Below are 12,878 nucleotides of genomic sequence, written 5' to 3'. Positions count from 1 at the left end.
ACTAATAAAATGAAAAAAATGTTGATTGCTTTGGTAGCAATTTCTACTGTTTTAGTCTCTTGTAAAGGAGAGAAAAAAGAAAAAGTTGAAGCTAAAGAAGAAGTAAAAGTTGAAAAAACCGTTGCGCTAAATAATGTAGATTTAAGTGCTTCTTTATTAAACTGGAAAGGAACAAAACCAGGTGGGGCTCATAATGGAACTGCAGCATTAAAAGAAGGTTCTTTGCTAGTAAAAAAAGGAGAGATCGTTTCGGGAGAATTTGTGATCGATATGGGCTCTATTAAGAACTTGGATATTAAAGATGCAAAATATGGAGCAAAGTTGGTAGGACACTTAACGTCGGCTGACTTTTTTGATGTAGCTACGTATCCTACTTCTAAATTTGTAATCACTTCAGTAGAGAAGAAAGATGCTGCATTAGCGGTAACTGGAAACTTGACGATCAAAGATGTTACAAAAAGTATTACGATACCAGCTACTTTGACAGAAGTAGACGGAGTACCTACTTTTAAAAGTGAAACATTCAACATAGATCGTGCAGATTTTAATGTAAAGTACGGCTCTAAAAAATTCTTTGATAACTTAAAAGATAAGTTTATTAACGACTTGGTAGAAATGTCTTTTGAAGTGAAACTGAAAAGCTAGTATACACATAATGTAAATCAAAGCCTTAAAATTTAAATTTTAAGGCTTTTTTTTTATATTGCACCCAAAATCAACTAGCTATGAAATTTTATACAACCTATGTAACTGCAATTTTTGTATGTATCTCTACATTCGTATTTGCACAAGAAACACAAGTAGCCGCTTTTTTAATTCCTCAAGAACTGAAAGAAGATGCGAATGCCGTGATTAGAAATGAAAGCACGATTGTTACCATCTCTGCTGTCGATGAAATGACAGTTAAAGTATCCAAAACAATAACTATCCTTAATAAATTAGGAAATGATTACATCGGAGCAAGTGTAGGCTACGATGATGATACAAAAATCTTGTCCGTTAATGCTGAAATTTACGATGCCTTTGGAACTAGGATAAAGAAATTCAGGAAAAAGGACTTTTTAGATTTTAGTGCAGTAAGTGGGGGAACTTTATATTCAGATAACAGAGTCAAAGAACTACAATATACTCCGACAAAGTACCCATATACTGTTAAATTTAATTATGAATACAGGACTTCTTCAACAGGATTCATCCCCAGTTGGTACCCTATACATGGATACTATCTTGGAGTGGAGAAAAGTGTTTATAGAATTATGAATCCGTCCAAAGTAGAATTAAGACAAAAGGAAAATAATTTTGAAGGGTTTGCTATTGAAAACAGAAGTACTATAGGTTTGATTTCTTATGAAATGAAGAATCAAAAGCCAGTAGAATACGAGAGGAGCACGAAGTATCGCTTTAATATTTTTCCTTTTTTGAAAGTAGCGCCAAATGATTTTACATTAAAGGGGGTACAAGGAAAGGCATCCAACTGGAAGGAATTTGGTCAATGGGTTAATGCTAAACTTTTAAAAGGAGCCGATCAACTAGATCCTGCTACGATTTCGAAAGTAAAAGGAATGGTTTCTCATACTGACGACCCGATTGAAAAGGCCAAAATAGTCTATGAGTACATGCAGAATAAAACCCGTTATATTAGCGTGCAGATTGGTATTGGTGGATGGAAACCTATTGCGGCGAATCAGGTAGACAAAGTAGGATATGGTGATTGTAAAGGATTGACTAATTATACCAAAGCATTGTTAGATGTTGTGGGTGTAAAATCCTATTACACAATTGTTTACGCTAGTAGAAAAAGAAATATTGATAAGGATTTTACCTCTTTGCAAGGGAATCATGCTATTTTGAATATCCCAAATGATGGAGAAGACATTTGGTTAGAATGTACAAGTCAGACAAAACCATTTGGCTTCTTAGGAGATTTTACAGACGATAGAGATGTCTTAGTGATTACTCCAGAGGGAGGCGTTATCAAGCATACTCCTGCTTATTTAAATGAAGCCAATTTGCAGCATATGAAGGCTGAAATTCAGTTGGATGTCATGGGGAATGCAAAAGGAACGGTGAACATTGTATCTAAAGGCATTAAATATGATACTAAATATCGCATAGAATCCTTTTCGAAAAAGGATAAGGAAAAGTACTACAAGACAAATTTTTGGGATTATAATAATAATCTGAACATTGCTTCAATTGACATTAAAAATAATAAAGATTCGATTGTTTTTTTGGAAAAAGTGACGGTAGCAATTGAGAACTATGCATCTGTACAACAAGGAGCGTATTTGTTCCGAGTAAATATGTTTAACAAGAATGGGTATGTACCCAAACGCTATCGAAAAAGAAATAACCCGTTGAAGGTATCGAGGGGGTATAAAGATATAGACGAATTTACGATCAAATTACCGGAAGGATATCAATTGGAGGCCAAGCCTACCGATATTGTTTTAGAGAAAAAGTTTGGTGTATATAAAGTGAATTTTACAAAAGTAGATGATTCCACCATTATATATAAGCGAGAATTATTTATCAAAGCAGGAACATATCCGAAAGAAGATTATAAACCCTATAGAAGTTTTAGAAAAAAAATTGCAAAATACGATGGTCTTAGACTATCACTGATTAAAAAAACGTAACCATGAAAAACATTGTAACACTTGTTGTTGTATTTATGACAACCATTGCCTTTGGCCAAGAAGTAAAGTTTGGAAAAGTATCGAAAACTGAATTGGAAGAAAAATTTTACCCTAGAGATTCTGTGGCGAATGCTGCGTATTTGCTACGGAAGAGAAGTACGTATTATACTTATAATCAAAAGAAAGGTTTTAGTGTTGTCACAGAAGTACATAATCGATTGAAAATATACAATAAGAAAGGTTTTGATAAGGCTAATATCTTTATCCCTTATTACAAAGGTAACGAGAGCAAAGAATCTGTTAGTTCTATAAAGGGATACTCATACAGCATTAACAATGGTAGAATTGAAAAAGAAAAGATATCTAAAACGAATATTTTTGACGAAAAGAGAAATAAGTACTACAACGTAAAGAAAATTGCAATGCCAAATGTTAAGGAAGGTTCAATAATTGAGTGGAAGTATAAATTAATTTCTCCACGTTTTTGGCATATTAGTGATGTTGAATTTCAGTTTGATATTCCTGTGAAAATAATGGAATGTCGAATAGATCATCCTGAGAGATTTGTATTTAACAAAACACCTAAAGGGTATTATTTAGTTACTCCTAGAATGTCCAAAAGAAGTGGAAGTATTACTACAACATATAGAGATAGAGTAGGAGTATCGAGCGGGGTCGGGGTTCAGTCAACATCAGATGTTAAAACCAGTAGAACGGACGTGATGTATGATCAGGTGTTGTTCAACGCTAAAAATATCCCTGCTTTAAAATCTGGTGAACCTTATGTCACACATGTGAAAAATTATAGAGGAGGTATGAAATTTGAGTTAAGTGCTATTAAATCTCCCAATTCTCCAATAAGGACGTTTTCCAAAACTTGGAATGATGTATCGAAGCAGATTTATAAATCATCATCATTTGGTGGAGAATTGACAAAAAAATCTTTTTATAAGGATGATTTACAAACTCTTTTAGCAAATGCTACATCAGACAACGAAAAGATTGTTGCGATTTTCGAATTTGTAAAGTCTAAAGTAAAGTGGAATGGTTATTTTGGGAAGTATCCTGAAGAGACTATTAGAAAAGCGTACAAAGGAGGCATCGGTAACTCAGGTGCAATTAACTTATTATTGACTTCAATGCTGAAAGAAGCTGGTTTTGATGCAAATCCGGTACTGACAAGCACAAGAGCAAATGGAGTTCCTATTTTTCCTACTATGGATGGATTTAATTATGTAATAGCTTCGATTACGACACCAAATGGTGTAATTTTATTAGATGCCACAGATCAATATAGTTCTGTAAATACCTTACCATATAGAGTCATGAATTGGAATGGAAGATTGGTAAAAAGGGATGGGACTTCAGGCTGGATATCTTTGATTCCTAAGAGGCATCAGTTAGAAGATAATTTTGTTAATGTCAAGTTATCTGATGATGGTACTATAGAAGGGATGGTGCGTACAAAGTATACGGGTTTAAGAGCTTTGAACTACAGAAAAAGAAACAACGTGCTAAAAGAGGAGGATGTAATCTCTAAATTGGAAGATAATTACTCAGTAGAAATTGATAATTTTAAAGTGACCAATGCCAAAAATAACTACAAGCCTTTGGCAAGATTGTTTAAATTTTCGTCTGAGGATTTGGTAGAAGAAATTAGCGGAAAAATGTATATCAACCCGCTGTTGTTTTTTACTTACGAAACGAATCCTTTTAAAGCTGATAAGCGAAAATATCCAGTGGATTTTGGAATTCCATGGAAAGAAAAGAATACGGTAACTATAGAGATCCCTGAAGGATATACTGTAGAGTCTATTCCTGAAGTTGCAGCTATTGGGTTACCTGATGGAATAGGATTATTTAAATATCAAGTAAAACAGATTGGAAATAAAGTGAAGATTGTTTCGCTATTACAATTTAACAAAGGAGTGATTGTCCCGCAATACTATCAGCAGTTAAAAGAATTTTTCAAACAAGTGGTTGAAAAAGAAACAGAAAAAATAACAATTTCAAAATCATAACTAAAAAAAGCCTCCATTTATGGAGGCTTTTTTATTAGTAATCGTTCACTCTTTTTTGAGCTCGCTTCAAAGCCTTCTCGGCTTGCTTTAAACGTCTTTGAGCACGTTCGAGATCACGCTTTTTCGCTTCCATAGGATCTCTTCCCGAGATCATATACTTTAATTGGTTACCCATAGTTAGAATTTGTTGCTGAAACTTTTCAGAGAAAGCTTCCTTATCTAAATAGATCTTTAAAGATCCTTTATGTAGTTTGCAGCTAAAAGCAGTCTCATCATTTTTTTCAATCTTCCAAAGAGAATAAGTTTTGCTGTTATTTAGGTTCTTCTTCCCAAGCTCTTTTACTAAATATGTTTGAATCTTGGATGATAAATCTTTACTAAAACTTGCTCTAAATCGATAGGATAAATTATCATTCTTAACAGAGATAGAATGAGACGACGAACTTCCGTTACCTCTAGATCTTGACTTATACGTAGATGATCCTGAGTTGCTCGGAGTTTCGGGAGTTGGTGGCGGTGTTGGTGTCTCTTGGGCGTATGTGCAATTCATACAAACCAAAGCGATGATGGTTACGATGTGTTTCATTGTTTTCATGATATTCTTTTTTATAATTTTATATTAATCTGCGATTTTAAATTCAAGGCCTACACCTCGAATACTTTCAATAGAAATAGAAGGATCTTCAGAAAGATATTTTCTAAGTCTACTGATAAAAACATCCATGCTTCTTCCGGAGAAAAAATCACTGTTTTCCCAAAGAGCATTTAAAATTTGCTCTCGTTTGATCAATTGGTTTTTATGTTGATATAAAAACTGGAGTAACAACCCTTCCTTTTCGGTAATTCGTTGCGATTTATTGGGGTGCTCTAATACCAACCTTTTTGCATTGAACGTATACTTTCCAATTTGAATCTCTTCTCGCTGGATTACGGATGTGGTTTTTTGACTTCTTTTTAAAATGTTTTGAATCCGAAGTATCAATTCATCCGCTTCAAATGGTTTGATGATATAATCATCGGCGCCTAACTTTAGCCCTTTTATTTTGTCTTCTTTTTGTCCTCTTGCCGTCAGAAATAAGAAGGGCATTTCAGGACTAGAGGCTATGATTTTTTCAGCCAGTGAGAAACCGTCTAATCTAGGCATCATTACATCCAATATGCACATAGCAAAACTATCTTTCTGAAAAGCGTCAAAAGCTTCCATACCATCTTTTGCCCAAATCACTTTGAAGTGGTGCAATTCTAAATACTGCTTTAAAATACTTCCAAAGTCTAAATCGTCTTCAGCTAATAGTAATTGTTTCATGCGTTCTGTATAGGGATGTTTATATTAATCTTGGTTCCTTCTCCAACCGTACTATCTAGTTCTACAGAACCCTTATGTGCTTTTATGATCTGATGTACATAATAGAGTCCTAAGCCTAGTCCTTTTGTTGTATGAACATTGGTATTACCAACCCTGTAGAATTTATCAAAAACCTTGTTTTGTTCCTCTTTCGCAATACCAATACCATCATCCTGAATAGAGATATGAAACATGTTTTTAGAACTTTTTGAAGAGACAACAATTGACTTTCCACCATACTTAACGGCGTTATCTAGAACATTTAAAAGTGCCGTGGTGATATGAAATTTGTCTATCGTAAGCGATGTATCTTTCGGTTCTAACAGCATATTTATTTTAATGGCCGTATTTGTAAGCGTATAATCTGTAATAAGGTTTTGCAGTAGCTCGTTACTTGAAACTAAGGAGGTCGAAAGAGAAATATCTTTAAAGCCCAACGAATTGCTCAATACCTGATCGATTAAATTTTGCAATCGATTTCTTTGACGATCGACGGTTTGAACGGTTGTCGACAATAATTCACGGTTACTAAGAACGGTTTCTTTCTGCATGGTCTTTGTTGCGACACTCAAAGTAGCCAATGGAGTTTTGAGTTCATGTGTAATATTATTGATGAAATCCGTTTTAATATCTGCCACTTTTTTCTGTTTGATAAAAGAAGATAAAGCATATATAAACAAAAGTATCACGGTAAGGATCGAGATTACAGAAAGTGATAATAGTCCGGTCATTTGTTTCAATACTTCATATCTCCATTCGGGAATATCAATATAACTGTGAGAGCGTATTTCAAAATGTAGAGACCTGGTTGCTTCCAATACACGTTCATCATCTTCAGAAAGACTATTACTAGTCCATTGGTTTGAATTGAAACTGATACGGGTTTTGGGATTCAGAGAAGAACCAAACAATAATATCCCATCGCTTTTAGGTGACAGAATAGTGTCATTTCCGGTAGATTTCAAAATCACTGCACTTACAATTTGCTCTTGAAAGTTTACTGTATACGGAAACGATTTTTCTTTTAATGTATTCTCAAAATATGTTTCGAATTTCGCATTCAGGCTATCATTGAATTGTTTTACTTTACTAAACAATTTCTCTTTAGGAAGTGTTCCGTTTTGATAGTTCTCCAATACGTCCGTGATCAGGTCATTATAAGAATCATCTAAAGATTCTAGACGTTCATTTACTTCTATGAATTTTAATTGACTCTTAACCTCTTTAATAAACGTGTCTTTTTTTAATTGAAACGTATTAGAGATCAAATAGTACTGAATGCTAGATAGCGTAATCAGAGCAGCAACGGATGCAATAATAAGTATGTTGATTTTTCTCTTCATCATTTCAAAAGTACACTAAAATCAAAAGGAAAGGTAGTTTTTTAGAATCGTTAACCTTGCATTAACCCATAGATACTTCAAAAGCGGCAAAAATAGGGGTGGTGTCCATCATCAGGTAAAAAACCATTAACAATACGTAAACCACGTTAACCCATCATTAACCCATGGTTAACCATTATTCTTACTGAGTTTCTTGAGATTTGTTTCATCAAAAAACAAGAAAATGAAAACGATTAGCACTATTTTATTCTTACTAGTTTCAACCATATGCTTAGGGCAAATCACAATAAAAGCGAAGGTGATCGACAAGGATCAAAAGCCTGTTTCCTTCGCAAATGTTGTGTTGCTAGATTCAAAAACAAAGTCCATCTATAGAGGAGAGATAACTAATGAAGAAGGGTTGTTTGTTCTGACCAACGTTAAAGCGGGAACCTACAAGCTAAGGGTAACCTTTTTAGGATATAAGGATCATATACAAACCTTCGAGTTGACTGAGTCAATAATGTTGGAACCAATTCTATTGATTGAAGATACCGAAGCTTTGGATGAAATACAGATAACCGCTAAAAAGCCTACGGTAAAAAGGAAAATTGACCGCTTAGTTTTTAATGTAGAAAACACCTCCTTATCTATTGGGAATGCTTGGGACGTACTAAAGAAAACACCTGGTGTATTAGTCAATAATGAACAACTTACCATCCGAAACTCAGCAAATATTTTAATCTTGATTAATGATAAACGCGTCTATTTGTCTGCTTCAGAGCTTAAGAATTTATTGGAAGGGACTTCTGCACAAGAGATTACATCCGTGGAGGTAATAACCAATCCTCCAGCAAAATATGAAGCAGAAGGCAATGCAATTCTAAACATAAGGATGAAGAAGAATTTGGTAACAGGATACAAAGGAACCGTAGGGGGGAATTTTACGCAGGCTAGATATGCAAAACAATCCGTGACAACCTCACATTATTTTAAAAATAAAAAAGTGAACTTGTACGGAAGTTATACGCATACTAGAGGCAGATATAATAGATTAGAAGAAGAACTTATTGACTTCAATACTGCCGCTACTTTTCGTTCTTTTTTAAACAGAAATTCGTGGTCTAGAACGCATAATATCCGTGTAAACTCTGAATTCTATTTGAATGAAAAAAGTAATGTAACCGTAGGAACACAATTGTATTATAGGCCTAATTGGAAAGCTAAAAACAGCACAGATTCTAGAGTATTAAACCCTGACAATAGTTTAGCATCTACTTTTATCACAAATAGTAATGCTAATGACTTTATAAGAGATTTGGGAGTTGATGTAGATTACGAGCTGAAGTTTACAGATACGCAAAAAATGCAAATAAGTATGCATTATACGACCTATGATGGCAATGGTGATCAGCAAGTAGAAACCAATTATTTCGATCTTTTAAACGTTAATACTGGGAATAATCGCTTCGCTACCAATAGAGATCAGGAAACCACTATCTATAATGCACAGCTAGATTATGAGAATACTATTTCTGAAGATACAAAGTTCGAAACTGGATTTAAATTCGCTACGGTGTCATCATTAAGCGACCTTAAACATTTTAATTTTATCAATGGTCAAAATGTGTTAGATCCTACCAAAACGAATGCATTTTCCTACAATGAAACAAATGTGTCGGCATATATAAGTTATCAAACAGCATTTGAAAAATGGAGCTTTAAAGGAGGACTGAGAGGCGAGTATACAGATTTAACAGGAGAATCGATTACGATCAATCAAACAAATAAGAGCAATTACTTTAAAGTTTTTCCAACGATCTATGTTCAATATTCACCGAACGACAATCATCAATTCGGAGTGACCTACGGAAAGAGGATTAGTAGACCGAATTATTCTTCTCTAAACCCTTTCAGATTTTATTTTAGTGATTATTCCTTTTTTGAAGGAAACCCTGGGTTAAGACCAACAATCTCGCACAATTTTGAGTTGCAGTATACGTTGTTTAAATCGTATAATATTGAGCTGTACTACGGCGAGAAAGTAGATTATATTACGGAGGTAAACTATCAGAATAATCAAGATAATTCGTTACGGTTTTCGACGGTAAATGTACCCTCAAAAAAAGGTTTCGGAGTAAATTTTAGTACCAATTTTACATTCAATAATCGGTGGAGTCTTTACACAGAACATAGTGTTTATAATGATGAAAATAGTATTGTAGCTCAAGAAAATAACAATCAACTGATTACGAATAATCTATGGGGGTATTATGGATATTATTCTATGAGCTATCAGTTTCTTAAGGATAAAAGCCTCTCTGCTGAAATGAATTTCTTTATGGTTACAGATGGCATTCAGGGGTCGTTACAGATAGAGGGGAGCGAAGACCTTTCTTTAGGAATTGTTAAAAAGATACTGGATAATAAGGCCAGCATATCTCTAAGAGTTTCTGATGTTCTAAGAAGTCAGATCGTGCGAATAACAACAAACTACCTAGATCAAAACAATTACTTTATAGATAACAGAGAAACTCAATACATTCGAATTGGATTCAAATATAATTTTGGGAACCAATCGTTAAAGAAGAAGAAGACCAAGGCTCGATCTTCTGAAAAAAACAGATTATAAGTGCAACATTACAATGCAATAGAAGATGAGTTTTTTACAGCATTGATCGTAAAAATAGAATGGGTACTACCTATATGTCTTAGTACCGTGAGTTTGTTTACCATAAACTCGCGGTACGCTTTCATATCTTCTACATAAACTTTTAAAATATAATCGTAATCACCACTCACATGAAAGCACTCAGAAACCTCTTCCAATTGCATGATCTCTTTTTCAAAAGTGGAGATGTATTCTTTGGTATGCTGCGCCAGTTTAATATGACAAAAAGCAGTAAATGAACGGTTGACCTTATCATGATCGATCAAGGCAACGTATTTCTTAATGACTCCCTCTTTTTCCAGTTTTTTGATACGTTCATAAGTAGCCGTAACCGATAAATTTAATTGTAGTGCAATTTGCTTATTTGTTTGATTGCTGTTGGTTTGTAGAATACCTACTATTTTTTTATCGATCTGATCTAATTGCATGCTGAAAATATTTCTGTTCTAAAACCTAAATCTTGAAGATGTTAAGTTTTATTATCTATTTTTATGTAAAAATATAGAAAATAAAACTATATTTGATTATTATGATTGATTAAATATCATTAATACTGTTATTTTGTAGTATCAAAAAACGATACTTATGAAATTCAATCCAGCAGACAACATTCAAGATTTACAATACTTTGGCGAATTCGGTGGTGTAAATCCATCTATATCAGACTCATCAACATACACATTTCTTTCAGCAAAAACGATGTTCGATACGTTCGAAGGGAATGCAGATGGTTGTTATTTATATTCAAGACATACCTCGCCAAGTAATCTCTATCTTGGAGAAGCTTTGGCTGCAATGGAAGGAACGGAGACTGCCAATGTAGCTGCTTCCGGAATGGGGGCCATTACACCCGTATTATTGCAGTTGTGTAATGCTGGAGATCATATCGTTTCTAGTAGAACGATCTATGGAGGAACGTATGCTTTTCTTAAGAATTTCACTCCAAAATTTGATATAGAAACTTCGTTTGTAGACATTACAAAACTGGATGTGGTAGAAGCCGCAATTACTGAAAACACGAAGGTGTTGTATTGCGAATCTGTAAGTAACCCTCTATTAGAAGTTGCGGATATTAAAGGGTTAGCAGTATTAGCAAAAAAGCATAACCTGAAATTGGTGGTTGATAATACTTTTTCTCCGTTGTCTATTTCACCAGCGAAGTTAGGTGCCGATATTGTTATTCATAGTTTAACAAAATTCATCAACGGATCTTCTGACACGGTAGGGGGGGTTACTTGTGCTTCACAAGAATTTATTGATAGCCTTAGAAATGTAAATGATGGTGCTAGTATGCTATTAGGTTCTACGATGGACAGTATGCGTGCAGCCTCTGTGCTTAAGAATTTAAGAACCTTGCATATTCGCATAAAACAACATAGTTATAACGCTAATTACTTGGCAAATAAATTTGAGGCAGATGGTCTGAAAACCGTCTATCCTGGATTGGCGTCACACCCTTCTCATCATTTGTTTACTTCAATGATGAACGAAGAGTACGGTTATGGAGGAATGCTAACCATAGATGTAGGTTCTTTGGAAAAGGCAAATGAACTTATGGAGTTGATGCAACATAAGAATCTAGGATATCTTGCCGTGAGCTTAGGATTTTATAAAACCTTATTTTCTGCACCTGGATCTTCTACATCTTCTGAGATTCCTGAAGAGGAACAAATAGAAATGGGGCTATCGGATGGTTTGATCCGTTTTTCTATTGGTTTAGACAATGATATTGAAAGAACCTATCAGATGATAAAACAATGTATGCTGGAAGTTGAAGTTTTGGAATTAGAAAGTGTGCATTAAACACCCTTTAAACGTTCCCAAAAATTTTGAAAACCAGTACTGTCTATTTTTCGATCTCTAAATGAGGAAATATCATAACGATCTCCTTTCTTGATCAACGGAAAAGTGAACAATGCAGAATTTGGATTTTTGGGATTTAGGAACGGATATCGAAGGTCGATATATTCAATTCGATCAGAAGAGTCTCTTTTAAAAAATCGAAAGTACTGATTGCTAAACCAACGCAACGTTTTTATATCGGGATGCTCAATATTTAATAATTCATGATTCTTAGAAATGGTGTAAATAGTATCCATACGATTACCCGTATCTAGCAAAGAATAGAAGCCAACATGGTAATTGCCATCTGTCTCGGCCACGCTATACCATAAAATATTATTTCCTATAGTAGGTTGTGCGCTAAATCGACTAAAAGAGATGTCTGCTTCCTGAAACGATTTTTTAAAGACCGTATCCATATAGAGTTTATTTCCAATGGTCAATAGCATATAAAAGGAACTTATATAAATTCCTGCCTTTGTCCATTTAATTCTTTTCGGGTTGGTTCGTTTAAAGAACATGGTTCCGATCATGCAGAATAGAAAGGGAAGGGTGTACATTAGATCAACAACAGAGATATTGTTAAATGCCACTCTGTAATCTGTAAAAGGTAAAAATAACTGGGTACCATAGGGAGTAAAACTGTCCAGTATTGGGTGTGTGAATATGGATAAAAAGAAGAGCCAGATCCAATCCTTAATCGTGGTTGTTCCTTTTCTTTTTCCAGAATTGTACAATTCAAAAACAATAAACCCAATCACCAAAGAAGCAATGATCGCAAATAAAATGGAGTGCATGAAGCCTCTATGGAAAGCAGTTTGATCGATTTGATTGTTGTAGAAAAGATTTCCTAGAATCACATCCAAATCCGGAATGGTTCCTCCGATAGCACCAAATAGAATTGCTTTATTTCCTATTTTCTTGCCGAGCGCTATTTCACCACAAGCGGCTCCTAAAACGATCTGTGTTAATGAATCCATGGATGCAAAAGTAAGAAACCTGAGTGATTTGCGTAACTTCATGTAAAATCGTAACATT

10 protein-coding genes are annotated in these 12,878 nt (G+C 34.4%); 5 read left to right on the top strand and 5 right to left on the bottom strand.

Features of this window, described 5'->3' with window-relative positions; all coding sequences use genetic code 11:
• Positions 1–9: 9 nt before the first annotated feature.
• The 3 genes from RQM59_RS08505 (at position 10) to RQM59_RS08495 (ending at position 4,660) form a co-directional block, all read left to right on the top strand.
• Complete coding sequence (locus RQM59_RS08505; RefSeq protein WP_349241677.1) at positions 10–645, top strand: YceI family protein; 636 nt, start codon at positions 10–12, stop codon at positions 643–645.
• A gap of 80 nt (positions 646–725) precedes the next feature.
• Complete coding sequence (locus tag RQM59_RS08500; RefSeq protein WP_349241676.1) at positions 726–2,639, top strand: DUF3857 domain-containing protein; 1,914 nt, start codon at positions 726–728, stop codon at positions 2,637–2,639.
• Between the two features lie 2 nt (positions 2,640–2,641).
• On the top strand, positions 2,642–4,660 hold the full coding sequence (locus RQM59_RS08495; RefSeq protein WP_349241675.1) for a DUF3858 domain-containing protein: 2,019 nt from the start codon (positions 2,642–2,644) through the stop codon (positions 4,658–4,660).
• A 34-nt stretch (positions 4,661–4,694) separates the two neighbouring features.
• On the opposite strand, the gene RQM59_RS08490 is transcribed toward RQM59_RS08495, so the two are convergent.
• From RQM59_RS08490 to RQM59_RS08480, 3 genes are read right to left on the bottom strand one after another with little or no spacing between them, the layout of a single operon-like run.
• Positions 4,695–5,255: a hypothetical protein gene (locus tag RQM59_RS08490; RefSeq protein ID WP_349241674.1), complete on the bottom strand. Its 561-nt coding sequence runs from the start codon at positions 5,253–5,255 to the stop codon at positions 4,695–4,697.
• Positions 5,256–5,279: 24 nt separating this feature from the next.
• The gene (locus tag RQM59_RS08485; protein WP_349241673.1) at positions 5,280–5,966 is read right to left on the bottom strand and encodes a response regulator transcription factor; all 687 of its coding nucleotides are present in this window, start codon (positions 5,964–5,966) and stop codon (positions 5,280–5,282) included.
• On the bottom strand, positions 5,963–7,351 hold the full coding sequence (locus RQM59_RS08480; protein ID WP_349241672.1) for a sensor histidine kinase: 1,389 nt from the start codon (positions 7,349–7,351) through the stop codon (positions 5,963–5,965). The genes RQM59_RS08485 and RQM59_RS08480 overlap by 4 nt, the downstream gene beginning before the upstream one ends.
• A 220-nt stretch (positions 7,352–7,571) precedes the next feature.
• Between RQM59_RS08480 and RQM59_RS08475 the strand changes: the two genes are divergently transcribed.
• Positions 7,572–9,959 (top strand): TonB-dependent receptor domain-containing protein, encoded by a 2,388-nt coding sequence (locus RQM59_RS08475; RefSeq protein WP_349241671.1) that lies wholly within the window; start codon positions 7,572–7,574, stop codon positions 9,957–9,959.
• Between the two features lie 8 nt (positions 9,960–9,967).
• Here RQM59_RS08475 and RQM59_RS08470 read toward each other — a convergent pair whose 3' ends face one another.
• On the bottom strand, positions 9,968–10,426 hold the full coding sequence (locus RQM59_RS08470; protein WP_349241670.1) for an Lrp/AsnC family transcriptional regulator: 459 nt from the start codon (positions 10,424–10,426) through the stop codon (positions 9,968–9,970).
• Between the two features lie 157 nt (positions 10,427–10,583).
• Here RQM59_RS08470 and RQM59_RS08465 point away from each other — a divergent pair, with 157 nt between their 5' ends.
• Positions 10,584–11,801 (top strand): aminotransferase class I/II-fold pyridoxal phosphate-dependent enzyme, encoded by a 1,218-nt coding sequence (locus RQM59_RS08465; RefSeq protein WP_349241669.1) that lies wholly within the window; start codon positions 10,584–10,586, stop codon positions 11,799–11,801.
• Here the strand turns inward: RQM59_RS08465 and RQM59_RS08460 are convergent.
• Complete coding sequence (locus tag RQM59_RS08460; RefSeq protein WP_349241668.1) at positions 11,798–12,820, bottom strand: metal-dependent hydrolase; 1,023 nt, start codon at positions 12,818–12,820, stop codon at positions 11,798–11,800. The genes RQM59_RS08465 and RQM59_RS08460 overlap by 4 nt on opposite strands.
• Between the last annotated feature and the right edge of the window lie 58 nt (positions 12,821–12,878).

Origin of the sequence: Asprobacillus argus (assembly GCF_032248395.1) — a bacterium.
GTDB lineage: Bacteria > Bacteroidota > Bacteroidia > Flavobacteriales > Flavobacteriaceae > Polaribacter > Polaribacter argus.
The sequence above is the reverse complement of the archived record's forward strand: the minus strand, read 5'-3'. Positions and strand labels throughout refer to the sequence as shown.